Source organism: Listeria swaminathanii, from assembly GCF_014229645.1.
Taxonomy (GTDB): domain Bacteria; phylum Bacillota; class Bacilli; order Lactobacillales; family Listeriaceae; genus Listeria; species Listeria swaminathanii.
Genome location: NZ_JAATOD010000001.1, coordinates 751,010 through 774,073 on the forward strand (window position 1 = coordinate 751,010; position 23,064 = coordinate 774,073).

Consider the following 23,064-nt stretch of genomic DNA (forward strand, 5'->3'; position numbering starts at 1 on the left):
AATGTGGTAGAATAGGAGATGGAAAAGTTTCGCTTTATTTTAAAAAGTTGAAAGAAACTTCGTAGAGCTTGAAAATACAAGGAAGAGGAAGATTCTAAATGATCTCAAATAGATTTGGACAATTTATCGATAATGAACTAGCTGATTCTATGATTTCCGCTGAAAAGGTTGCCCACGTGCAGCTTGGTAATAATTTAGAGCATGCACTACTTGTTTTAACTAAATGCGGTTATTCAGTTATTCCTGTACTAGACTTTGAATTTAAACTCCATGGATTAATAAGCGCTGCCATGATTACGGATGCCATTCTTGGACTCGAACGTATCGAATTTGAACGATTAGAAGATTTAAAAGTAGAAGATGTCATGCAAACGGATTTTCCGGTAATTAAAGATTTTAGTAATAACGAACGAATTGTTCGCTTACTCGTGGATCATCCTTTTGTTTGTGTTGTAGATGCTGACCACCATTTTGAAGGAATAGTAACTAGACGCGTTTTGTTAAAACAAGTCAATCGTTATATTCATTTGCAGGTGGAGGAAAATAGATGATTGTAACAGAATATGAATTACTTGTTTGTTTAGCAGAAGAACTGAATATGCGTAAAAGTGCGGAAAAACTCTTTTTAAGTCAACCAGCCTTGTCGCAACGCTTACAAACGATTGAAAGCAGATGGAACACCAAAATCTTTATTCGTACACAAAAAGGACTGTTGCTAACCCCAGAAGGAGAAGCGATTGTCCGTCATGCATCTAGTGTTATTGAACGAGAACACACTATTCAAGAGAAACTCGAAGCGATGGAAGGTGTCGTACGAGGAACACTGCGAATTGCTTGCGCGAGCGTAGTTGCACAAATGTGGCTTCCGCGCGTATTAAAAGCATTTTCAAGAGCGTATCCCAATGTACAAATCTCACTTGTCACAGGTTGGAGCAGTGAGGTGACGCAACAACTTGCCGCTGGAAATGTCCACATCGGGATTGTCCGCGGGAATTCGACTTGGAAAAGTGTTCAAAAACCGTTATTTAATGACAAATTAATTTTAGTGGATACAGAAATCACGAAAATTGAAGAAGTTTTCCAAACCAATCGCCCGTTTATTCAGTTTCGTAGTGATTCGAATTATTATCAAGTTATTCAAGACTACTGGCAAAGAAATTTCGGGAAAATGCCACGCCAAGCAATGCTAATGGACCAAATGGAAACTTCGAGACAAATGGCATTAAACGGCATCGGCTTTGCGATTTTACCAGAAGTAACAATGTTAGGATATACGGATAAAATCAATAAAATCCCACTGACAGAAAAAGATGGCTCAATTTTAAGCCGTGAAACGAATTTGCTGACCTACGAACAGTCACTCAGCTTACCGCAAGTGAAGGCGTTTTTAGAAATAACAGATAAATTCCTTGAACAAGTTAAATAGCTATGGCAAAATAGAAATCAGAACGTATCGGAAGGGGACAAAAATTCATGGAACAAATGGATGCACACCAAATTATTTCTTTTATTCAAAATAGCAAGAAAGCAACACCGGTCAAAGTTTACCTTAAAGGGAGCTTAGAAAAAATTGATTTTCCAAGTGATGTAAAAACTTTCATTACTGGAAACGCGGGAACAATTTTTGGAGAATGGGCTGTTGTTGAGCCGTTATTAGAAGCAAATAAAGCGAATATTGAAGATTACGTGATTGAAAATGATCGTCGTAACTCCGCTATTCCTTTGTTAGATATGAAAAATATTAACGCGCGTATTGAGCCGGGCGCAGTTATTCGCGACCAAGTAACTATCGGTGACAATGCGGTGATTATGATGGGAGCAAGCATCAATATCGGTTCTGTTATCGGTGACGGTACAATGATTGATATGAATGTTGTTCTTGGTGGACGCGCAACTGTTGGTAAAAATTGCCATATCGGTGCTGGTACCGTCCTTGCTGGTGTAGTAGAACCACCATCCGCACAACCAGTTATCGTCGAAGATAATGTTGTTGTCGGCGCGAATGTTGTTGTTTTAGAGGGCGTACGCATTGGCGAAGGTGCGGTTGTCGCAGCAGGCGCAATCGTAACAAAAGATGTAGCTCCTGGAACAGTCGTGGCGGGAATTCCTGCACGTGAACTTAAAAAATTAGATGCAAAAACTGCTTCTAAAACAGAAATCATGCAAGAACTTCGCCAACTTTAAAAAATCAAAGGGAACTGTTTCGTCTTTTGGCGAAGCAGTCCTTTTTTAGAAGGAGAGAGTCGCCATGTTAAATGAATTTATTGCCATTCGACGTGATTTACACCAAATTCCTGAAACAGGTTACAAAGAGCTGAAAACACAAGCTTATTTATTAGATTATATTAGCAAATTACCCAATGAACATTTAGAAGTAAAAAAATGGCGCACTGGGATTTTAGTTTTAGTGAAGGGAACGAACCCCGAAAAAACAATTGGTTATCGTACAGATATTGATGCGCTGCCGATTACAGAAGAAACTGGGTTGCCATTTGAATCGAAACATGCTGGAAATATGCACGCTTGTGGACATGATTTACATATGAGTATCGCGCTTGGAGTGTTGACTCATTTTGCGGGTAAACCTGCCAAAGATAATTTACTCTTCGTTTTCCAACCAGCAGAAGAAGGTCCGGGTGGCGCAAAACCAATCATGGAAAGCGCGGAATTTGCCGAGTGGCGTCCAGATGCTATTTATGGACTGCACATCGCACCAGAATACAAAGTCGGCGAAATTGCGATTAAGCCAGGCTTACTATTCGCCAACACATCAGAACTCTTTATTTCATTTAAAGGAAAAGGCGGACATGCGGCGTATCCACATTTGGCGAATGATATGGTTGTTGCGGCAAGTGCATTTGTTGGGCAAATGCAGACGATTATAAGCCGAAATATTGATCCAATGGATAGCGCGGTTATTACGATTGGTCGCATTCATGGCGGTGAAATTCAAAATGTGATTGCGGAAACGGCCTATTTAGATGGGACAATTCGGACGCTTTCACCGGAAACAATGGAAATCGTTTGGACGCGTTTGAAACAACTGGCGAAAGGTTGGGAAGAAGCTTACCAATGTGAAGTAGAATTCCATCCCGGTTCGGATTATTACCAAGTAGACAATGATCCAGTAGAAACAGAAGAATTTATCCAGTTTTTAGAAGAACGTTATCCTGACAGTTATGTACCAGCTCGTTCGGCGATGACTGGCGAAGATTTTGGTTACTTTTTATCCGAAATTAAAGGGTTTATGTTTTGGTTAGGTGTGGACTCGAAGTATAGTTTGCATCACGCGAAACTTAATCCAAAAGAAGAAGCTATTCCATTTGCGATTGATGTATTAGTTCAATTTTTGGAAAGTAAATAAAAAGGCGTAAATTCGTTCTCTAAATGAGCGAATTTACGTCTTTTTAATTATTATTTGGTCCGAATGTGCTCACAAAATTGAGTGGTAGTTCGATTTCATTTTCAGCGAGTGCTTCGCGGATATCTTTGAGTAAGTCGCGTTGAACAGAATACTGCTCACCGTTCACGGCTTTACCTACTACGCGGATTACCATGTTTGTCGCATCAATGTTTTGCACACCTAGTACAATAGGGGGCTCTACAATATTTTTATTTTCTTTTGCAGCAGCCTCACAAACTTCACTAATAATCGTAATTGCTTTTTCCGGATCCTCATGTGGACTAATTTGAATGTCCACCATCACGCGCATATTACCGCGCGAATGATTACTAACGACCATAATTTGTCTGTTAGGAATGAAATGAAGCGTGCCATCAAAATCACGTACCTGCGTTGTTCTAAGTCCAAGTGCTTCAACAGTTCCATTGACTAGTCCAATTGTAATCGTATCGCCAACATCAAGTTGTCGTTCAAGCAGAATGAAAAATCCAGTTACCACGTCACTAACAAGCCCTTGCGCACCAAACGCGATTGCCAAACTCGCAACCCCAGCACTTGCAATAATCGCCGTAACATCCATAAAGTTCTGTAATAATAAAATCGCGAAAGTAAAGAATAACACATAGCCATAAAAATTAGAAATTAAGCTTTCTAACGTATCCGCTCGACCAACAGAAACAGCCTGTTGCTGCCGATATTTACGGAAGAAACTACGAATAATCTTATTACCAACCACGCGGAAAATAAAATAAAGAACAAGTAAAATGGCAATTTTTATCCCGACAGAAATAATATGATTCCAAAATTGTTCCCAATCAATCGAATTGAACCACTTTTTGAGTAAATTCATCTTTTGGTCCACATCCTTTGAAAGATCTCCATCCATTTCATCTCCCCCTTTCTAATGAAATGTCCTTTTCTATTCTAACAAATATTTTACAAAAATGCTGTTATAAAAAATAAATTCCCGCTAGAAAACGCCTATTTTTCTTGAAAAACACTACTTTTTTTCAAAAAAAATTAAAAAACTGTTAGCCACTCTTGTAGTAAGATGGAGGCGCTTTCTAAAATGTGCAAAATGGCGCAAACCAAACTGTATGATGTGAAACTAAGCCGAAACTTGTGTACAATGATAAATGTTATTGCTTTTTTTAAAAGTGATATGGGCCGAATTTTTGCCTAGTAAATAATTCAATCTAAAAAAAGAAAGGGGATTTTATTTTGAGTAAGATTAAAGTAGAAGAGCTAACGAAGATTTTCGGAAAAAAGGCTTCCAAAGCATCTTCTTTACTTTCTCAGGGAAAATCAAAAACAGATATTTTGAAAGAAACAGGCGCGACAATTGGTGTTAATAAAGCATCTTTTAGCGTAGAAGAAGGAGAAATTTTCGTTATAATGGGGCTTTCTGGTAGTGGGAAGTCAACGTTGGTACGACTTTTAAACCGTCTAATTGAGCCTACGAGCGGAAAAATTTGGCTTGACGGAAAAGAACTATCTAGTCTAAATAAAAAAGAACTTTTGGAAGTTAGAAGAAAAAGCATGAGTATGGTCTTCCAAAACTTTGGTTTATTCCCGAATAGAACGATTAACCGTAACGTTGAATATGGTCTTGAAATTCAAGGCATGGACAAAGAAGAACGCGAGAAAAATGCAGCAGAATCATTGGCATTAGTTGGTTTAGCTGGTTACGGCGATCAATATCCTTCGCAACTTTCTGGTGGGATGCAGCAACGTGTAGGTCTGGCGAGAGCACTTGCGAACAATCCGGACATTTTACTGATGGATGAAGCATTCTCCGCACTTGACCCACTTAACCGAAAAGATATGCAAGATCAATTGCTCGATTTACAAGATAAAATGAAAAAAACGATTATCTTTATTACCCATGATTTGGATGAGGCGCTTCGTATTGGCGACCACATTATGATTATGCGTGATGGTTCCGTTGTTCAAACTGGTTCTCCGGAAGAAATTCTGGCACATCCGGCAAATGAATATGTTGAAAAATTCATTGAAGATGTAGACCGTTCCAAAGTCTATACAGCGAGCAACGTAATGATTCGTCCAGAAATCGTTAATTTTGAAAAAGATGGCCCTCGTGTTGCGCTTAAACGGATGCGTGAAGCTGGAACTTCCAGTGTATTTGTCGTAAAACGTAATCGTGAGTTAGTCGGAATCGTCCATGCAGCTGAAGTATCTAAACTTGTAAAAGAGAATGTAACTTCGCTAGAAACTGCTTTGCATCGTGATGTGCCAACAACTGGCCTAGATACGCCTCTTGCAGAAATTATGGATACTATCTCGACAACAACGATTCCAATAGCTGTAACAGAAGATGGGAAACTAAAAGGAATTATCATTCGCGGATCCGTTCTGGCCGCGCTTTCTGGAAACGAGGTGAACGTTAATGCCTAATATTCCAACGATTCCATTAGCTAGTTGGATTGACAAATTAGTAGATGGCTTAACGCAATTTGAAGGATTTTTTAATGTAATTACCAATATCATTGGCGGGGTTGTTGACGCATTCCAATGGGTCTTTGACTTAGTTCCACCATGGTTATTTATTATTTTACTTGTACTTGGAACATTCTGGGTAAACCGTAAAGGCAAAAAATGGGGTTTAATTACTTTTGAAGTTGTCGGTTTACTTTTAATTTGGAACTTAGATTTCTGGCGCGATATGACGCAAACATTGACGCTCGTACTGACAAGTAGTTTAATCGCTCTTGTTATTGGGGTTCCACTTGGTATTTGGATGGCGAAAAGCAATATTGTCGAAAGTATCTTTAAACCAGTACTCGACTTTATGCAAACTATGCCAGCCTTCGTTTACTTAATTCCAGCTGTAGCATTTTTCGGAATTGGGATGGTTCCAGGGGTTGTTGCTTCTGTAATTTTCGCAATGCCTCCAACTGTTCGGATGACTAACCTAGGTATTCGCCAAGTTTCGACAGAGCTTGTTGAAGCAGCAGATTCGTTTGGTTCAACACCTTGGCAAAAACTTTGGAAAGTACAGCTACCAATGGCGAAATCGACTATGATGGCTGGTATTAACCAAAGTATCATGTTAGCACTTTCCATGGTCGTAATTGCTTCGATGATCGGTGCGATGGGACTTGGAACACGCGTTTACTTTGCAGTAGGACGTAATGACGCTGGTGGTGGATTTGTGGCTGGGATTGCGATTGTTATCGTAGCAATCATCCTAGACCGTCTAACACAAGCATTCAACAAAAAAGCGAAATCGGAATAAGGAGGAGAGTAGATTGCTAAAAAAATTAATCACCACCGCAGTTTTGGCTATGCTTATTTTCACTTTAGCAGCCTGCGGGACAACACTTGCTCCTTATGACGCGAAAAAAGATTTAGGCGAACAAATCAATTATACAATCACTGGAATTGATGCAGGAGCAGGAATCATGCTTGCAACACAAAATGCGATTAAAGATTACCATTTAGATGATGATAATTGGCAGTTACAAACAAGTTCCACTGCAGCAATGACTAGTACACTCCAAAAAGCGATGAAAGATAAGCGCCCAATTGTTGTTACTGGATGGACACCGCACTGGATGTTTACAAAATTTGATTTGAAATTTTTAGATGATCCGAAAAATGTCTATGGAAACGCAGAAAATATCCACACGATTGTACGTAAAGGCTTAAAAGAAGATAAACCTTCCGCGTACCAAGTGTTAGATAATTTCTTCTGGACTGCTGAGGATATGTCGGAAGTAATGCTCGAAGTTAATGACGGCGTTGACCCAGAAGAAGCAGCCAAAAAATGGATTAAAAATAATCCAGAAAAAGTGGCAAAATGGACAGATGGCGTAGAAAAAGTAGATGGCGATGAAATCAAGTTAACTTATGTAGCTTGGGATTCTGAAATTGCCTCCACAAACGTTGTCGCAGAAGCATTAAAACAAGTTGGCTACAAACCAACTATCCAAGCAATGGAAATTCAACCAATGTGGGCGTCGGTTGCAACGGATGCAGCGGATGGTATGGTCGCGGCATGGCTTCCAAACACTTCCGGAATTTACTACAAAGATTACAAAGGGAAGTTTGAAGATTTAGGACCGAACTTAAAAGGTGCCAAAATTGGCCTAGCCGTTCCAAAATACATGACAAACATTAATTCCATTGAAGATTTAAAAACAAGCAAATAAGCTTTTGAAAAGGTACGAAGAAGTTCAAGCGATACTTGATACTTTCTCCGTGCCTTTTCTTCTCTATAAGGGTAAAATAGTAGTTGATTTATGAATTTGCTAGGAGGAAGATGAATGTTTAAAAAATTTTTAAAAAAGACAAAACATGAAGCAGTTTTCGCTCATGTAACTGGGCAAGTTATCGCCTTAGAAGATGTTCCAGATCCAGTTTTTAACCAAAAAATGATGGGAGAAGGCATTGCGATTAAGCCAGAAGCAGGCACGATTGTCGCTCCAGTTGACGGGAAAATCATTCAACTTGCGGAAACAAAACATGCTTTTGGAATTCGTACCGATATGGGCCAAGAAATCCTTGTACATATTGGCTTAGAAACCGTATCTCTAAATGGGGAAGGCTTCAATGTTTTAGTAAGTGTCGGTGATAAAGTAAAAGTAGGCGATCCGATTGTAGAAGCTGACTTTGATTTTATCCAGAAAAATGCCGCAAGTACAGTTGTTCCAATGGTTATAACAAACAGTTCAGAAGGTAAATACGATTTTGATTTCCATGACGTAACAAAAGCAGAAGCAGGGAAAACCGAAGTATTTACAACGAATTTAAAATAATCAAACGAAAAAATCCGTGAAAGAGTAATTTTCTTTTCATGGATTTTTTAGTATTCATTTACGTGTTAAAAGGGTAAAATGAAGATAATTAGTAATAAAAAGGAGCGGAATAATATGTTAGAAGTAATCGTCCAAAATCCAAGAGATGCTCATTTAGCCGAGCAATATGGTGCAAATAGAATGGAAGTGGTTTCCGCAATCAGTGAAGGCGGCTTAACGCCAAGTTATGGTGCAATTAAAGAAATAGTTCGTGCTTCCAAGTTACCCGCAATGATGATGATTCGACCACACAGCTTTTCTTTTGTATATGACGAGACGGCACAAATCGTAATGGAACGGGATATCGAACTTGCAAAAGAAGTCGGCGTACAAGGAATTGTTTACGGTGGCATAACAGCAGACGGAAATATTGACCAAGATCTTCTCGAAAAAGTGATTCACTGGAAAGGTGATTTGGATCTTACTTTCCACCGAGCGCTAGAGGCGACCAAAGATATCGAAGCAAGCTACCAAGTTTTACGTACATATGGAAAAGATATTAACCAATTACTCACTTCTGGCGGCACAGCTAGCGCATTAGATTCTTTACCTCGCCTAAAACGCTGGATCAAGGATAGCCAAGAAAACCCAGATTCCTTTCAAATTCTAGTCGGAAGTGGCGTAAAACCAGACAACATTGCCACTTTCCAAACAACACTACATCATACAGACTACCACGTCGGAAGTGCTGCAAGAGAAGCCAGTGATTTTTCCAAAGACATTTTAAAAGAAAAAATCGATATATTACAACAACAAATAAACCAAGCTTGATTCTCTGTAGCAGGTAGCCTTACAAGCTTAGATACGCTATAATGAAACAAGACTATTCTTAATGAAAAGGTGGAAAAAAAGTGAATAACTATATTGGCAAAAGCCAAGTAATGACAGTAAAAGAAGTCCAAGAAACAGGTTGGCTTCTTGAAAAAGATGACATAACTGTTTTTTTATCTAAATCAAATACACATGAAACGGAACTTGCTGTTGGTGCGGAAGTAACCGTATTTATTTTTGTGGACTATGACCGTGAAATCGCAGCAACAACGATTATTCCAAAAATCCAAGTAGGACATTATGGCTGGGGAACAGTAACAGAAGTCCGTAAACATCTAGGCGTTTTTGTCGATATCGGCATTGAAAAAGACGTCGTTGTATCATTAGACGACCTACCAGCACTACTGCACTTATGGCCTAAAAAAGAAGACCGTGTGATGATTGCACTGCGCGTGGATGAAGAAAATCGCGTTTGGGGAGTTCTCGCAGAAGAAGAACAATTCCGCGCAATTGCCGTTCGAGCAGAACAAGATTTATTTAACCAAAATATCGAAGGTACCATCTATCGTTTATTAAAAATAGGTTCATTTGTATTTACAGATGATTTCCATATTGGTTTTATTCATGAAAGCGAACGAACTTCTGAACCGCGAATGGGTGAGCGCGTGAAGGCACGTGTTATCGCTGTAAAACCAGATGGCTCATTAAACTTATCTCTTCGTGGCAGATCGCATGAAGTATTGAATGATGACGCGGAAATGATTTTAACGTATTTACGAAGCGTTGGCGGAGAAATGCCATTTGGCGATAAATCCGACCCAGATGCTATTCGTGCAAAATTTGGTATAAGTAAAGCACAATTCAAGCGTGCAATTGGCACACTTTTAAAAGCAAGACGCATCACACAAGAAGATGGCGTGGTGACGAAAATCACCGAAGAAACATCCGACTAAAGTAGTAGGGCATGTTCCAACTAGCGCGGTTTGTTTCCTTTAGCAAATCATCGCTATAATAAACACAGCATGTACAAAGTAGCAAAAATCGAGAAATAACTTTGTCAAAAGATGAACGCAAGGAGGTGTGTCAGCTTGAAAAAAATGGAAAGCTCGGTTGTTTTTGTATTTTTAATTGCGATTATTGTTGGTGTAGGACTAGAAATGTTATTCCAGTGGGAGCTACTTATTTTGTTTGCACTCGGGATATTTTTCATCTTTACATCAAGAAAGGCAAGCGCAACGAAGAAAAGTGCGAGAAACTCATTGTTTATTGGTATCGTATTTATCATTATCGCCGTGTTACTTACAACCACTTTTAAAGTAGGACTTGTTGTTGCGGGGATTTATGCGATCATTCACTATATTAGTCGAAAGCGGGCACCTCAATTATTAATGCTTAAAACTAGAGAGCCAGACAGCAAGATTGACCGCACAGATAAATTTATTCGCAATCAATGGTTCGGTAACCAGCGTATACTCGATGTAGTGTATGAATGGGATGATATCAATATCCAAACAGGAATTGGTGACACGATTCTCGATTTAGGAAATACAGTTCTTCCAACCGGCGAAAGTGTCATTATGATTCGTAGTGTATCAGGGAAAATTCGTATATTAGTTCCATTCGATATCGGCATTTGCATCGAACATTCCGCAATCTTCGGAAACATTCAATATGATAAAGAAAGCACTTCTATTCAAAATAATAGCATCAAGGTTTACTCGGATAATTACGAAAGTTCGGCACGAAAAGTGAAAATCATGACTTCTGTAATCTTCGGAGATTTAGAGGTGATTAGGCTATGAGCTTTTCGAAACTAATGATGGTTGTTTGCTCCGGTTTATTACTTGTTGCAACAGCTATCGGCACAGTCGGATACTATTTTTTTAGTGAAGGCTCTTGGTATAAAATTTTAATTGAACAAAAAATCTTTTACATTCCGTTTGTCGTCTTTGTTCCGCTAACAGCCATTTCGATTGGGTTAATCATCGGCGGACTACTTGGCTATTTCGTGAAGCAAAAGTTTGAATCGATTGACTTCTCGATTCGGTTGCTCGGACAAGGCGATTTGGAGAAAAAGATTACGAGTGAAGAAGACGAAAACTTTTTAGAAGTACAGCAAGTATACAAGCAAATCGACCGCTTACGTGATAAAATGAAGGCACAAACGATTTTGACACAAAAACTTGCAAGCGACCGCGCGGAATCAACGGGCCAAACGAAAGAAGCCATTTTGTCAGAAGAGCGGCACCGGATTGCTCGGGAATTACATGATTCGGTGAGCCAGCAGCTTTTTGCAGCGATGATGCTTTTATCGGCATTGAATGAACAAAGCGAAAAAAGCGCCACGCCAGCCATGCAAAAACAATTGAAAATGGTAGAATCCATCGTCAATGAATCCCAATCTGAGATGCGCGCGTTATTACTACATCTACGTCCAACACAACTTGAAGGTAAGTCGCTTAAAACTGGTATTGAACAATTATTAAAAGAATTAACAACGAAATTACCTATCGAAGTCGAATGGCAAATTGAAGATATTAATTTGCAAAAAGGCATTGAAGATCATTTATTCCGCATCGTTCAAGAGCTACTATCGAATACACTTCGCCATTCCAAAGCAAAACTATTAGAAGTGCGCTTAGTAACAATGGACAATTTAGCTGTAATGAAAGTTGTCGATGACGGAGTTGGCTTTGATATGGACAATGTTCGCCAAGGCTCATATGGCTTACAAAATATGCGTGAAAGAGTTGCCGAATTCGGTGGCACCATCAAAATAATTAGTTTCCCAGGAAGAGGAACTAGTGTAGAAATAAAAATCCCACTTGTTGCGAAAAAGGACGTGGAAAGCGAATGATAAAAGTATTACTTGTAGATGATCACGAAATGGTACGTATAGGCGTTTCAGCTTATCTTTCTGTGCAAGATGACATGGAAGTTGTTGGCGAGGCAGAAAACGGACGTGAAGGTGCTGATATGGCCTTAGAATTACGCCCAGATATTATCTTAATGGATTTAGTTATGGATGAAATGGACGGCATTGAAGCCACAAAAGAAATTATGCAAAACTGGAAAGAAGCCAAAATTATTATCGTCACCAGTTTTATTGATGATGAAAAAGTATATCCAGCACTGGAAGCTGGTGCTAGTAGTTATATGCTAAAAACATCCACAGCAAGCGAAATTGCCGATGCGATTCGTGCTACATACGGTGGAGACTCTGTACTTGAACCAGAAGTAACTGGCAAAATGATGCAAAGACTAACCGCTAAACCAGAAAAAAATCTACATGATGATTTAACGAATCGTGAAAATGAAATCTTGCTTTTAATCGCGGAAGGTAAATCTAACCAAGAAATTGCCGATGAACTTTTCATTACATTAAAAACGGTTAAAACACATGTAAGTAACATTTTATCAAAATTAGATGTACAAGATCGCACGCAAGCAGCCATCTACGCATTTAAACATGACTTAGTAGAAAAAAAGTAGCAAGGAGGTAACGTACACATGAAAGAAGGATTTGCAGTCATCGGTCTTGGGCGATTTGGTGGAAGTATTTGTCGTTCACTAGTCGAGCAAGGAATGGAAGTACTTGCTATTGATTCAGATGAAGAACGAGTAAATGAATATATGTCGATTGCAACCCACGCAGTAATCGCCAATTCAACAGATGAAAATGCGCTTCGTCAATTAGGGATTCGCAACTTTGAACACGTTATCGTTGCCATTGGGGAAGATATTCAGTCGAGTATTTTAACAACGCTGATTTTAAAAGAAATGGGTGTAAAATACGTAACGGCAAAAGCAACGAATGATAAGCATGCCAAACTGCTTGATAAAATCGGTGCGGACCGCGTTGTCCATCCTGAGCGGGATATGGGACGCCGGATTGCCCATTATATCGTATCGAAAAACATGCTTGATTATCTGGAACTTTCTGATGAATATAGTCTTGTCGAGATTTCAGTATCCGATCCACGCTTCCTTGGGAAAAGCCTAGTTGATCTAGACTTCCGTAACTCTTTCGGCGTGAATATTGTCGGTATTAAAAAAGATAAACAAATGATCATCACACCAGAAGCAAATGATGTTCTCCATGAAGGGGATATCCTCATTGTTATCGGTTCAGATGATGATATCGAACGATTACAAGAAAAAATTCAATAAAAATAAAACCTATGCAATATAAAAAGATATGTAGCCATGTCGATTATATTCCTAGGTTTTTTTAATTGTTTACGCTTTACCGCTTGCTATCTAGCCAGTTATTTTCTATGATAGTTACAGAGCTTTACTTAAAGGGACAGGGGGAGAAAACAGATGAAGAAATTTTTACTTGATAAAATTGGTGCTCGCGGACTTATTCAAATGTTGCAAGCATTTATTTATGCGAGTATTTGTGTAGTGGTCCATACAGTTATTTTCCCTGATTTGGCTGGAGTATTACCTATAGTTGTACTAATAGGGATTATTTCAATGCAACCTACATATGGAATTACTAGAAAAGTCATTCCCCAAATTGCATTAGCATTTACATTAGCGTGTTTATTTGTCATTATAAGTACTTATTTTTTCCCGATTAATGTATATATTTACTATATTGTGATGATAGTAGTCATTTTAGCCGTAAATTTTATGATGCCGCAGAAATATATGGTGATGACACTCGCGATTGGAACAGCACTTTATTTTCTTGGAACCGATGATTTACCAATGCCACTTTATGTCATGATTATCGTGGCACTAATTGATGTATTCGTGTTCTTCTTACTCGTTCAACTAGTCGTAAAATATGTTCATTTGCCATTAGAAAAGACGGTTCAAACGATTATGAAACAGCTGGTAGGGCTATTCGATAAGGAAATTGAAAGTGTGTTTAAAAACAATGGCAAATTTGTAACGAAACCATTGTATAGCATATTTGTTCAATCACAGATGTTTATTAAAGAATATAGCGCCAGTAAAAAGGCGGATCCTCGTCATGTGGAACTCTATCAAGCATTATTACCTAATTATTTACAACTCTTTTTCCATATGCAAACGATGGAAGACATTGGAAGAGTTGGTTTATCGGAAGAAGCAAAACAAGCACTCGCCAAGATTAATGTCGACGTTTCGGAGGAAATTAATGCAAAAGAAATCGATCCAGTCGCGTCTTTTCATGTGAAAAAATTTGTCGAGAACTTTCTAGCTGTTAAGGTTGGAATGGCCGAATTAGCAGAAGGGGGCGCGAAGAAATGAAAAAGATCTCTATGAGAGAACGTCTTGCTCTTGATCCGCGAGTGGCTAAAGTGTTAATTAGTATCACCATCGCCATAATACTTTTCCCGGTTATGGGGGATTGGATTGTCTACCCAACTTACGTATTTAATGCCATTTATATTACCGCTCAAATGAGTAAAGGTGATACGTATAAATCAAGTATTGAGCGGATTATTGGGACCATTGTAGGTGGACTACTTGCAGCGTTTGTTTATCTTTTAGTACCAAACCATCATTATATTATGATTCCGATTGGTGCAGCGCTTGCAGTTATGTTAAGTTATCTATTTACGAAAAAATTCACGATGGTTATTGTCGTTATTACTGTAATGGTACTTGTCGGAAAAGGGGACGGGGAACCAATTGTATTTTTAAGAGACCGACTTTTTGACACGATGATCGGGTTAGTGATTGGTTTCGCTGTCTACGCTCTTTATCCGCGAAAGAAAAATAAAAAATTGAATCAAGTTTTTATTTCTCAAGAAAAAGAAGTATTAGAGCGAATAAAAGCAATCGATATTAATGCCGAAGATGCGAAAGAGTTGGCGCCGAAAATAAAAGCCTTATGGAAACAATTGATTGATTTGAGAAAGACGCGCGAACAGATTATTACAGATAGCAGCTTTGTTCCAAGTTTAACATCGGATGAACCAATGCTCCGTTTTACAAGTTTAGTAGAGCAGGCGATTAATAATATTGAAATTTTATATCATGTGACGCTAGAAAAAGAGACGGAACCTGATTATGAAGTAGTGTTTTCCTATCACCAACAAGCGTGCGCAAAAGTAATTACAGAATTGGATGCACTTATTACCAAACATAAATAAAAAAGATGACTGAGGCCGATTAAAGCTTCAGTCATCTTTTCTTTTATTCAGTAATATCTAAGCTCTTTTTAAACATGGTAATCACACGTTCTAAATCTGTTTGTTCAGGTGCAAAGTAATATAAGTTAAATCCGTAAGACTCACTATAAATCATTTCGCCTTCCCCTTTGAGCTCTTGGGAATCAACGTTTTTTAGTACGGAAGAATAATTTGTTGCCATTGTTGTAATGTCGGTTAGTGTCATATTCGTTTGGAAATTATCACCAACAGCTTTCATAATGCTTTCAAAATTGGAAACACCAGAGGAACTTACGACTTTATTCGCAATCCCGATAATAACATCGCGTTGTCTATCTTGGCGACCAAAGTCACCGCGCGGATCTTCATGACGAATACGAACATATTGCAAAGCATCTGTGCCATTCAGGGTAATATCACCTTTGACAAATTTGCTATTTACGACCGTTAAATCGATATCATTAGTAACAGTAATACCACCAACTGCGTCTACAAGGTCCTTAAAGCCCTCCATATTGATTGAAATGAAATAATCTACAGGAACTCCTGGCATAAGTTTTTCAACGGCTGAGACGGTTCCTGAGGGGCCGCCTTTGGAATAGGAAGCATTAATTTTACCAATATCGCCATTTCCATAGTCAACTTTTGTATCACGAGGGATACTGACCATTTCTACGGAATTTTGTTGTTTATTTGCAGTGGCAAGAATAATAGTATCGGCACGACCATTTGTTTCGCCAGGCCGAGCATCTGAACCCATTAACAATACAGAAAATGGTTTTTTCTTTTCTAAGTCACTTGCTGTTTTATTACTTGATTCTAGAGGCACATTTATTTTTGAAAAGGTATTTTGAACGGTGATGTAGTACTTCGCTGCTAATCCTGTTATTGAGAAAAAGATAATTCCTAAAAGGGTTACACTAGCAATTTTCATAACTTTAGTAAAAGTGGACGTTGTTTTTTGCTTCTTTTCAGTCCTAGTTTCTGTCATAAAATTTTCCTCGTCTTTCTATTTTGTTTGTTTAAACATACCATCGTCTTTGCAAGAAATCAACAAAAAACGATAAATGATGTTGAAACCATTTACCGCTTTTGAAACTATACTTCCATGATTATTGGTAAAATCATTGGGCGTCGTTTTGTTTTTTCATACAAGAAAGGTTGCAACGTATCTGTAATTTCGTTCTTAATTTCAGACCATTGCGTTGTTTTTTGTTCCATTACTTTGTTTAGGTGGCGCGTTAGGAGGCCTTGAGCTTCTCCGATTAGATTACCGGATTCACGCATATAGATGAAACCGCGTGAAATAATATCAGGTCCCGCCATTACACGAGAGTTTTTCATATCAATGGACACAACGACGATTACGAGGCCTTCTTCGGAAAGAATGCGACGATCACGAAGGACAATATTACCGATATCACCAATACCGCTACCATCAATATAGACGCTTGCCGCGTGGATTTTACCTGCAACATGAGCTGTTTCACTCGTTAAAGCAAGCACATCACCATTTGCCATAATGAAGCTATTTTCTTCTGGAACACCACATTCTTCAGCAGACTCAGCATGGATTTTCTGCATTCTGAATTCACCGTGAATTGGCATAAAGAATTTAGGTTTCATAAGACGTAGCATTAGTTTTTGTTCTTGTTGACCACCATGACCAGAAGTATGGATATTGTTTACTTTACCATGGATAACTTCTGCGCCAGCTTGATAAAGTAAATTGATTGTGCGGTTAACACTCGTTGTATTACCAGGAATTGGAGAAGACGAGAAGACTACCGTATCGCCTGGTTGAATTTGGATTTGACGGTGAGTACCGTTAGCAATTCTAGAAAGAGCCGCCATTGGTTCACCTTGACTCCCTGTACAAAGGATAGTTACATTTCCAGCGGGTGTTTTGTTAAGCTGATGCACATCAATAAAGGTATCTTTTGGTGCTTGAATATAACCTAATTGTTTACCGATTTCCATAGCAGATTCCATACTACGACCGAAAACAGCGATTTTACGGCCAGTTTCGATAGAGGACTCGACTACTTGTTGTAAACGATAGATATTAGATGCGAAAGTGGCGAAAATGATTCGGCCTTCTACATCGCGGAAAATATTTTTAATACTTTCGCCAACAACACGTTCACTCATCGTGAAATTCGGTACTTCAGCGTTTGTACTATCAGATAGTAAACAAAGAACACCTTCTTTACCAATCTCAGCCATTTTTGTAAGGTTAGCTGGTTCGCCAACTGGTGTGAAATCGAACTTGAAGTCACCCGTATGAACGATGTTACCAGATGGAGTTTTGACAACAATACCATACGTATCAGGAATACTATGTGTTGTGCGGAAGAAAGAGATGCTTGTTTTTCTAAATTTAAAAACGTCATCTTCTTCATATTCATAAATTTTGGTTTGACGAAGCAAGCCATGTTCTTCTAATTTGTTACGGATAAGTGCACTCGCAAGTTTCCCAGCGTAAATCGGGATATTAAGATCGCGAAGTAGGTAAGGAACGCCACCGATGTGATCTTCATGACCATGGGTGATGAAAAGTCCTTTAATCTTATCTTTGTTTTTAACTAGGTAACTGTAGTCAGGAATAACATAATCAATCCCTAGAAGTTCGTCTTCTGGGAACTTGATACCTGCATCAATTAGAATAATTTCGTCTTGAAATTGTACGCCATATGTGTTTTTACCGATTTCGCCTAGTCCACCAAGGGCGAAAACAGCTGTCTCATTATTTTTAACAAATTTCATATAGGCTTATTTTTCCCAGAGCGCGAAGTCTGGGTTTTCCTTTTCATAAGCTAAGTGAGCGTCACTAATTTCTTCAACAAATTCGATGTGGAAAGGCTCATCTTTTAAAAGTTGGCGTACTTTTACTTGGCTTTCCGCTTCTACGTATAAAGATTGTGTTTTTTCGCGTACGGGTGTTTCTGTTAGTGTTTCTTGATAAAATACTTTAAAAATCATGTTTTTCTCTCCTTAAAATTTAAGTTTTGTTTTTTAAAAATAGATTTTCAAGCTGAAAACCTAATATTTATTTAGTATTAATTGGCCTGCTTTCAGTTGTGGACTTAGTAGCAAGCGGATATGGGTGCACGAGATACTAACAATTAGGCATAAAAAAGACAAAGAAAAATTACCACAGACTAATGTATAAAAATAGCTGTGCACGTATGTTAAATTTCTTATCCGTTATAATTGCATACCTTTATTTTGGGAATTTGAAACAAATTTCCGAGTAAAAGATGTAATTATAAGCTTTTTTTCACGTTCCATTGTCGTTCTACAAATGTTCATCCGATCTATATCCTTCATTCTAATATACCATAAATCCAGATAATTGCTACTAGAAAGTATAATTAATTTTGTCAACCCTTTTATCGTGTGGATTTTCTGCTATAATTTAAAGTAAGTGATTTAAAAATGGATAGAGGATAGAGGCGTTTAATCGATGAGTAAAATTGTGTTTTTTGATGTAGATGGCACGCTTGTAGGTGAAACTAAAGAAATTCCCGCATCAGCAAAACAAGCGATTGCTAAATTGAAAGAAAATGGCGTTTATGTAGCCATTGCAACGGGTCGAGGCCCATTTATGCTAGATGAAATTAGAAAAGAGTTAGATATTAATTCTTACATTTGCTATAACGGCCAATATGTTATTTTTGAAGGCAAAGAAATTTATGCCAAACCATTACCAACAGAGTCTTTAGAGCGATTAATTACGGTTGCTTCGGAACATGAGCATCCGATTGTTTTTTCGGGAAAAGATTCGATGCGCGCCAACTTGCCGGATCATGACCGCGTTACAATAGGAATGAATTCTATTAAAAGAGACTATCCTAAAGTGGATGCGAATTATTATAAAGGCCGCGATATTTTCCAATGTTTACTTTTCTGCGAGGAGTCCTATGATGCTTATTACCGCGAAGAATTTAAACAATATGGTTTCCTGCGCTGGCATGATGTTTCGGTAGATGTTTGTCCGGCAGACGGTTCTAAAGCGGAAGGCATTAAACAAATGATTAAAAAACTCGGCTTTTCAATGGAAGATACGTATGCATTCGGTGATGGGCTGAACGATATCGCGATGCTTCAAGCTGTTGGAACAGGTGTTGCAATGGGAAATGGTCGTGATGAAGTGAAAGCAGTTGCTGATTACGTCACGGACCATGTCGATGAAGATGGCGTTTATAAAGCGCTAGAACACTTTAAGCTAATTTAAAATAAAAGCGAGACCACTTATTTTACGGTGGTCTCGCTTTTTGCTGTAACAACGGTCTGTTCTAATTTTTGTTTAACGAATTTGAGTTGGGCGACGATAATAATGCTAATAATTACTAGCAAATACCAACTCGTGATTTTCGATACATGCACTGGGCGCCAAGCAACAAGCTGGTCAGGATAAGCCCATGCACCGTAAAAACTCGCGATATTCTCAGCCAGATAAATAAAAAATGCAATACATAAAAAGGAAAAAGATAAAGGCATTTTGAGCTGAGTAGCGCTAACTTTAAAATAAACATAGGTTTTCCGGAACAAAACGAGCACTAAAACAATTAAAACCCAACGAAAATCAGGAATAAAATGATGCGTGAAAAAATTAGCATAAATAGCGATACAAAGGGTGCTTACTAACCAAATGTTTGGCCAATTTTTCATCTTAAGATCAAACCTTTTCCAGGCCTGACAAATATAACTCGCCACACTTGAATACATAAAACCACTATAAAGTGGCACACCGAAAATTTTCATTAAACCAGGCTGCGGATAACTCCATGAACCCATATGTACTTTATAAATTTCAAGCCCAAGCCCAATAACATGAAAAACCATAATCACTTTCAGCTCGTCCCATGTTTCTAGCCCGAATTTTATCAGCAAAATTTGCGCCACAAGACAAATAATTAAAAGTAAGTCATAGCGTGCAATAAAGGGAATATCAATCAGTTTTGTCAGTGCAAGTGAAATAAATATAATACCGGGGAAAATACAACAAAGTGCTTGCTTCCAAGTAAATACCCAAAGTAAGCGGAAAAAGTGCATAAAAAAACCTCTTCTCATGATTTTCTCTAGTTTACCAAATAATACTAAAGAAAAGGATAAGAAAAGGTTAAAAAAGTTCATTTTGTCGATTGATATTTTTAAAGGGGATTTCATTTTCAAATGCTAACGGTTTCGCTTGCAGTTTCTCAAGTAAAGCAAGCACCCGGTGTTGTCCGTTTTGTAGTAATTCATGTAGGATTTCGCGTGAATAAGGGATGTTCGCAACCAAATAGTGATCTGCTTGCGGAGTTCTGGCAAAGTGGTTGGGGTGAACTGCGAGCCGTCCAATTTCTTTGGAAGTCAAAAATGGCATATCAACAGGAAGTATCAAAAAATTAGCTTCTTGATAAACCTGTGCGCGATCCATCACCGCATAAATACCACCAAGCGGCCCAAACTCGCGGAACGCTGCTAGGTCGGGAACGATTTGAATAGCCGATTGTTTCGCGAAAATTTCAACTAGCTTTGGATAATTTGCTTGATTCGCTGATACAAATACCGTATCACAGAGTGGCGCCAATTTGTTCACTGTAAGTTCTACCCATGTTTTCCCAGTTGCCTCATCCTGGAAAAAGGCTTTTGGCTCTCCGAATCGGCTAGAACGCCCGCCAGCTAGGACAATGCCAACATTAACTTTTTCGTTTTTCAAGCCGTCCATCTCGCATCACTAAAATTTCTTCAGTCATCATTTCTGCTTCCGAGGCATAATGTGTTACAAAAATGACTGGAATATGGAAATCTTTGGCCATTTGACCAACTAATTTCATGCAAATTAAACGCGTTTCTTCATCTAAACCGTTAAATGGTTCATCTAGTAGAAGTAATTTTGGCTCAGTAATCATTGCTCGCGCCATTGCGACACGTTGTTTTTCGCCACCAGATAGTTTTTGAACAGAAGAATAGAGTAGGTGAGAAATTTGCAGATAGTCACTCATTTTCCGTACTTGCTGCTGGATTTCTGCTTGCTCTTTTTTCTTCTTTTTCTTCACTTTTAAGCCAAAAGCGATATTTTCATATACGTTCATATTTGGAAACAAAGCGAGATTTTGGAATAAATAGCCTACTTTTCGCTCTGTAACTGGAAGATGTAGTGAAATACTGGAATCGTCCCACGGCGTCCCGTCAAATTCAATAATGCCGCCGTCAATGCTCTTCAATCCGCTGACACATTGGAATAACGTGGATTTTCCGGAACCGCTCGCGCCCATCATCGCCGTAACCGGTTTATCAAAAGTATAATCGATATTTAAATCATGAAAAGGAAGTTTTTTATGGAATTGTAATTTGAGCATCGTTACATCCCCCTCGTTAAATTGCTTTGGCGTACGGTTAATACGTGAATAACAAGTAAGGCAAATACGCCAATAATGACGTTAATTAGCCCTAGATAAACCGCTGTACGCATGTCGCCTTGTTGCACCATAAAGTAAATGCTAGAAGCGATTGTATCGGTTTTTCCTTCAATATAACCCGCTACCATCAAACTCGCTCCAAATTCACCCATCGCCCGGCAAAAACTAAGCAAAACTCCTGCTAAAATTGGTTGCCAACAATTCGGTAAAATAATTTGAGTGAAAATCTGTTTTTTATTCGCTGAAAGAGTCTCTGCTGCCCATACAAGTTCGTGATCAATAGATAAAAATGCGGATTTTAGTCCTTGATACATAATCGGTAAAATAATAATCGTTGTCGCAACAATAGCGCCACTAAGGGAAAAAATAAAACTGAAATCAAAAGTATCCCAAAGTACACCACCAATAAAGTCATTGCGGCCGAGGACGTTCAGTAAGACCAAACCAACCACAGTTGGCGGTAAAACAAGCGGAAGTAAAATTAAAATCTCCACTAATAACTGAAAACGTGATTTTCGGCCTGTAAAATAATAACTAAGTGGCAACATCGTCATAAATGCGAGAAACGTAGAAATAGTGGCAACAAGTAATGTATGCCAAACAGATGTAAACATAAATCTCCTCCTGAACAACCCTTTAGTACTTCTATTATTATCGTTCTCTCTGGTATAAAATGTCAAACTTAAGTACAATGAAACTAAATAAAAAAGGGGGATGAACAATGAAAAAAATAGCTTTAGTCATAACTTGTGGATTATTACTACTTTTAACGGCCTGCGGGGATACATCCGAGAAAGAAAAGACCACAACAATACATATTTCAGCAGCGGCAAGTTTGAAAGATACGATGGATGACATAAAACCACTTTTTGAAAAAGCGAACCCAACTATTAAATTGTCTTTTGATTTTGGTGGCTCTGGGCAAATTCGCGAACGTGTCGAAAGTGGCGCACCGATTGATGGTGTTCTTTTAGCCAGTAAAAAAGATGCGGATACATTAAGTAAACAAAATTTAGCAGAAGATACGAAAGAATTTGCGGGGAATGAACTGGTTTTAATAGAACCAAAAAACGCTGAGCAGACGAAAGATGCGAATTTAGAACAATTATTAAATGACGCGAGCAAAATTGCTATCGGAGATCCAGAATCAGTCCCAGCCGGCGCTTATGCCAAACAAACACTCGAAAACTTAAATCTTTATAATACCGAAAAAGCAAAACTCGTTCTCGCAACGGATGTTCGCCAAGTTTTATCCTATGTAGAAGCGGGAAATGCAGACGCTGGTTTTGTGTACCAAACAGATGCTTTATTAAGTAAAAAAGTACAAGTGAAAGCGAAAATTGACGAGAAGCTTCATGAGCCAATTGCATACTACAGCGCGCAAGTAAGCGATTCAGATAAAAAAGAAGCTACAGCAACTTTCCTCGAATTTATGAATAAAGCAGAAGCGCGAAAAACACTCGAAAAATACGGATTTAAAGCCGCTAATTAAGGGGAAGTCGCTTTACTTTTTAAAACAAGGAAACTCCTGTATATTGGTACTAAAGAAAACG

Annotated in this window: 26 protein-coding genes; 18 read left to right on the top strand and 8 right to left on the bottom strand. The window is 38.5% G+C overall.

Going from position 1 to position 23,064, the window contains the following annotated elements:
• The first annotated feature begins 98 nt into the window (after positions 1-98).
• The 4 genes from cbpB to HCX62_RS03760 all read left to right on the top strand — a co-directional run bounded on the left by cbpB (position 99) and on the right by HCX62_RS03760 (position 3,364).
• Positions 99-551: a cyclic-di-AMP-binding protein CbpB gene (cbpB, locus tag HCX62_RS03745; protein WP_185637076.1), complete on the top strand. Its 453-nt coding sequence runs from the start codon at positions 99-101 to the stop codon at positions 549-551.
• Positions 548-1,426 (top strand): transcriptional regulator CcpC, encoded by an 879-nt coding sequence (gene ccpC / locus HCX62_RS03750; RefSeq protein WP_061387923.1) that lies wholly within the window; start codon positions 548-550, stop codon positions 1,424-1,426. Before cbpB ends, ccpC begins: the two co-directional genes overlap by 4 nt.
• Positions 1,427-1,473: 47 nt before the next feature.
• A complete protein-coding gene (dapD, locus tag HCX62_RS03755) occupies positions 1,474-2,184 on the top strand; it encodes a 2,3,4,5-tetrahydropyridine-2,6-dicarboxylate N-acetyltransferase (RefSeq protein WP_185637077.1) in 711 nt (236 codons plus the stop codon).
• A 64-nt stretch (positions 2,185-2,248) separates the two neighbouring features.
• Entirely contained in the window at positions 2,249-3,364 is a 1,116-nt protein-coding gene (locus HCX62_RS03760; protein WP_185637078.1) for an N-acetyldiaminopimelate deacetylase, read from the top strand.
• 43 nt (positions 3,365-3,407) lie between these two features.
• Here HCX62_RS03760 and HCX62_RS03765 read toward each other — a convergent pair whose 3' ends face one another.
• On the bottom strand, positions 3,408-4,253 hold the full coding sequence (locus tag HCX62_RS03765; protein WP_185638018.1) for a mechanosensitive ion channel family protein: 846 nt from the start codon (positions 4,251-4,253) through the stop codon (positions 3,408-3,410).
• Between the two features lie 371 nt (positions 4,254-4,624).
• Between HCX62_RS03765 and HCX62_RS03770 the strand changes: the two genes are divergently transcribed.
• The 12 genes from HCX62_RS03770 to HCX62_RS03825 all read left to right on the top strand — a co-directional run bounded on the left by HCX62_RS03770 (position 4,625) and on the right by HCX62_RS03825 (position 15,083).
• Positions 4,625-5,818: a quaternary amine ABC transporter ATP-binding protein gene (locus HCX62_RS03770; RefSeq protein ID WP_185637079.1), complete on the top strand. Its 1,194-nt coding sequence runs from the start codon at positions 4,625-4,627 to the stop codon at positions 5,816-5,818.
• Entirely contained in the window at positions 5,811-6,659 is an 849-nt protein-coding gene (locus HCX62_RS03775; RefSeq protein ID WP_185637080.1) for an ABC transporter permease, read from the top strand. The genes HCX62_RS03770 and HCX62_RS03775 overlap by 8 nt, the downstream gene beginning before the upstream one ends.
• Positions 6,660-6,672: 13 nt before the next feature.
• On the top strand, positions 6,673-7,575 hold the full coding sequence (locus HCX62_RS03780) for a glycine/betaine ABC transporter substrate-binding protein (RefSeq protein WP_003734321.1): 903 nt from the start codon (positions 6,673-6,675) through the stop codon (positions 7,573-7,575).
• A gap of 114 nt (positions 7,576-7,689) precedes the next feature.
• Positions 7,690-8,181 (top strand): PTS sugar transporter subunit IIA, encoded by a 492-nt coding sequence (locus HCX62_RS03785; protein ID WP_185637081.1) that lies wholly within the window; start codon positions 7,690-7,692, stop codon positions 8,179-8,181.
• Between the two features lie 114 nt (positions 8,182-8,295).
• On the top strand, positions 8,296-8,991 hold the full coding sequence (locus tag HCX62_RS03790) for a copper homeostasis protein CutC (protein WP_185637082.1): 696 nt from the start codon (positions 8,296-8,298) through the stop codon (positions 8,989-8,991).
• Between the two features lie 80 nt (positions 8,992-9,071).
• Entirely contained in the window at positions 9,072-9,944 is an 873-nt protein-coding gene (locus HCX62_RS03795; protein ID WP_185637083.1) for a CvfB family protein, read from the top strand.
• A 135-nt stretch (positions 9,945-10,079) separates the two neighbouring features.
• Entirely contained in the window at positions 10,080-10,793 is a 714-nt protein-coding gene (gene liaF, locus HCX62_RS03800) for a cell wall-active antibiotics response protein LiaF (RefSeq protein WP_003734006.1), read from the top strand.
• Positions 10,790-11,848, top strand: a complete 1,059-nt coding sequence (locus HCX62_RS03805) for a sensor histidine kinase (RefSeq protein WP_185637084.1) — start codon at positions 10,790-10,792, stop codon at positions 11,846-11,848. Before liaF ends, HCX62_RS03805 begins: the two co-directional genes overlap by 4 nt.
• Entirely contained in the window at positions 11,845-12,483 is a 639-nt protein-coding gene (locus HCX62_RS03810; RefSeq protein WP_003722886.1) for a response regulator, read from the top strand. Before HCX62_RS03805 ends, HCX62_RS03810 begins: the two co-directional genes overlap by 4 nt.
• Before the next feature lie 18 nt (positions 12,484-12,501).
• On the top strand, positions 12,502-13,161 hold the full coding sequence (locus HCX62_RS03815) for a potassium channel family protein (RefSeq protein ID WP_003719245.1): 660 nt from the start codon (positions 12,502-12,504) through the stop codon (positions 13,159-13,161).
• Between the two features lie 153 nt (positions 13,162-13,314).
• Positions 13,315-14,235, top strand: coding sequence for a hypothetical protein (locus tag HCX62_RS03820; RefSeq protein WP_185637085.1), 921 nt, complete (start codon positions 13,315-13,317; stop codon positions 14,233-14,235).
• The gene (locus HCX62_RS03825; protein ID WP_185637086.1) at positions 14,232-15,083 is read left to right on the top strand and encodes an FUSC family protein; all 852 of its coding nucleotides are present in this window, start codon (positions 14,232-14,234) and stop codon (positions 15,081-15,083) included. Before HCX62_RS03820 ends, HCX62_RS03825 begins: the two co-directional genes overlap by 4 nt.
• 43 nt (positions 15,084-15,126) lie before the next feature.
• Here the strand turns inward: HCX62_RS03825 and HCX62_RS03830 are convergent, their stop codons facing one another.
• From HCX62_RS03830 to HCX62_RS03840, 3 genes are all read right to left on the bottom strand, one after another.
• Positions 15,127-16,092, bottom strand: coding sequence for an LCP family glycopolymer transferase (locus tag HCX62_RS03830; protein ID WP_008947406.1), 966 nt, complete (start codon positions 16,090-16,092; stop codon positions 15,127-15,129).
• Positions 16,093-16,199: 107 nt separating this feature from the next.
• Complete coding sequence (gene rnjA, locus HCX62_RS03835) at positions 16,200-17,867, bottom strand: ribonuclease J1 (protein WP_003722651.1); 1,668 nt, start codon at positions 17,865-17,867, stop codon at positions 16,200-16,202.
• Positions 17,868-17,873: 6 nt separating this feature from the next.
• Positions 17,874-18,083, bottom strand: a complete 210-nt coding sequence (locus HCX62_RS03840; protein ID WP_008947407.1) for a DNA-dependent RNA polymerase subunit epsilon — start codon at positions 18,081-18,083, stop codon at positions 17,874-17,876.
• 484 nt (positions 18,084-18,567) lie between these two features.
• On the opposite strand from HCX62_RS03840, the gene HCX62_RS03845 reads away from it, so the two are divergent.
• Positions 18,568-19,338, top strand: coding sequence for a Cof-type HAD-IIB family hydrolase (locus HCX62_RS03845; RefSeq protein ID WP_185637087.1), 771 nt, complete (start codon positions 18,568-18,570; stop codon positions 19,336-19,338).
• A gap of 17 nt (positions 19,339-19,355) precedes the next feature.
• On the opposite strand, the gene HCX62_RS03850 is transcribed toward HCX62_RS03845, so the two are convergent.
• The 4 genes from HCX62_RS03850 to HCX62_RS03865 form a co-directional block, all read right to left on the bottom strand.
• Positions 19,356-20,159, bottom strand: a complete 804-nt coding sequence (locus HCX62_RS03850; protein WP_185637088.1) for a DUF817 domain-containing protein — start codon at positions 20,157-20,159, stop codon at positions 19,356-19,358.
• A gap of 67 nt (positions 20,160-20,226) precedes the next feature.
• The gene (locus HCX62_RS03855; RefSeq protein ID WP_185637089.1) at positions 20,227-20,808 is read right to left on the bottom strand and encodes a molybdenum cofactor guanylyltransferase; all 582 of its coding nucleotides are present in this window, start codon (positions 20,806-20,808) and stop codon (positions 20,227-20,229) included.
• A complete protein-coding gene (locus HCX62_RS03860; RefSeq protein ID WP_185637090.1) occupies positions 20,789-21,451 on the bottom strand; it encodes an ATP-binding cassette domain-containing protein in 663 nt (220 codons plus the stop codon). Before HCX62_RS03860 ends, HCX62_RS03855 begins: the two co-directional genes overlap by 20 nt.
• 2 nt (positions 21,452-21,453) lie before the next feature.
• Positions 21,454-22,125, bottom strand: a complete 672-nt coding sequence (locus HCX62_RS03865) for a molybdate ABC transporter permease subunit (protein WP_185637091.1) — start codon at positions 22,123-22,125, stop codon at positions 21,454-21,456.
• Positions 22,126-22,232: 107 nt separating this feature from the next.
• Between HCX62_RS03865 and modA the strand changes: the two genes are divergently transcribed.
• Positions 22,233-23,003 (top strand): molybdate ABC transporter substrate-binding protein, encoded by a 771-nt coding sequence (gene modA, locus HCX62_RS03870; RefSeq protein ID WP_185637092.1) that lies wholly within the window; start codon positions 22,233-22,235, stop codon positions 23,001-23,003.
• Positions 23,004-23,064: the final 61 nt, after the last annotated feature.

What these genes read in the sequence shown, in the direction of transcription:
- HCX62_RS03840 (WP_008947407.1), bottom strand. Translation starts at nt 18,083, where the DNA reads ATGATTTTTAAAGTATTTTATCAAGAAACACTAACAGAAACACCCGTA.
- HCX62_RS03810 (WP_003722886.1), top strand. Translation starts at nt 11,845, where the DNA reads ATGATAAAAGTATTACTTGTAGATGATCACGAAATGGTACGTATAGGC.
- HCX62_RS03765 (WP_185638018.1), bottom strand. Translation starts at nt 4,253, where the DNA reads ATGAATTTACTCAAAAAGTGGTTCAATTCGATTGATTGGGAACAATTT.
- HCX62_RS03845 (WP_185637087.1), top strand. Translation starts at nt 18,568, where the DNA reads ATGAGTAAAATTGTGTTTTTTGATGTAGATGGCACGCTTGTAGGTGAA.
- rnjA (WP_003722651.1), bottom strand. Translation starts at nt 17,867, where the DNA reads ATGAAATTTGTTAAAAATAATGAGACAGCTGTTTTCGCCCTTGGTGGA.
- HCX62_RS03785 (WP_185637081.1), top strand. Translation starts at nt 7,690, where the DNA reads ATGTTTAAAAAATTTTTAAAAAAGACAAAACATGAAGCAGTTTTCGCT.
- HCX62_RS03820 (WP_185637085.1), top strand. Translation starts at nt 13,315, where the DNA reads ATGAAGAAATTTTTACTTGATAAAATTGGTGCTCGCGGACTTATTCAA.
- cbpB (WP_185637076.1), top strand. Translation starts at nt 99, where the DNA reads ATGATCTCAAATAGATTTGGACAATTTATCGATAATGAACTAGCTGAT.
- HCX62_RS03805 (WP_185637084.1), top strand. Translation starts at nt 10,790, where the DNA reads ATGAGCTTTTCGAAACTAATGATGGTTGTTTGCTCCGGTTTATTACTT.
- HCX62_RS03860 (WP_185637090.1), bottom strand. Translation starts at nt 21,451, where the DNA reads ATGCTCAAATTACAATTCCATAAAAAACTTCCTTTTCATGATTTAAAT.
- HCX62_RS03760 (WP_185637078.1), top strand. Translation starts at nt 2,249, where the DNA reads ATGTTAAATGAATTTATTGCCATTCGACGTGATTTACACCAAATTCCT.
- HCX62_RS03790 (WP_185637082.1), top strand. Translation starts at nt 8,296, where the DNA reads ATGTTAGAAGTAATCGTCCAAAATCCAAGAGATGCTCATTTAGCCGAG.
- dapD (WP_185637077.1), top strand. Translation starts at nt 1,474, where the DNA reads ATGGAACAAATGGATGCACACCAAATTATTTCTTTTATTCAAAATAGC.
- HCX62_RS03825 (WP_185637086.1), top strand. Translation starts at nt 14,232, where the DNA reads ATGAAAAAGATCTCTATGAGAGAACGTCTTGCTCTTGATCCGCGAGTG.
- HCX62_RS03815 (WP_003719245.1), top strand. Translation starts at nt 12,502, where the DNA reads ATGAAAGAAGGATTTGCAGTCATCGGTCTTGGGCGATTTGGTGGAAGT.
- ccpC (WP_061387923.1), top strand. Translation starts at nt 548, where the DNA reads ATGATTGTAACAGAATATGAATTACTTGTTTGTTTAGCAGAAGAACTG.
- HCX62_RS03775 (WP_185637080.1), top strand. Translation starts at nt 5,811, where the DNA reads ATGCCTAATATTCCAACGATTCCATTAGCTAGTTGGATTGACAAATTA.
- HCX62_RS03865 (WP_185637091.1), bottom strand. Translation starts at nt 22,125, where the DNA reads ATGTTTACATCTGTTTGGCATACATTACTTGTTGCCACTATTTCTACG.
- HCX62_RS03830 (WP_008947406.1), bottom strand. Translation starts at nt 16,092, where the DNA reads ATGACAGAAACTAGGACTGAAAAGAAGCAAAAAACAACGTCCACTTTT.
- modA (WP_185637092.1), top strand. Translation starts at nt 22,233, where the DNA reads ATGAAAAAAATAGCTTTAGTCATAACTTGTGGATTATTACTACTTTTA.
- HCX62_RS03850 (WP_185637088.1), bottom strand. Translation starts at nt 20,159, where the DNA reads ATGCACTTTTTCCGCTTACTTTGGGTATTTACTTGGAAGCAAGCACTT.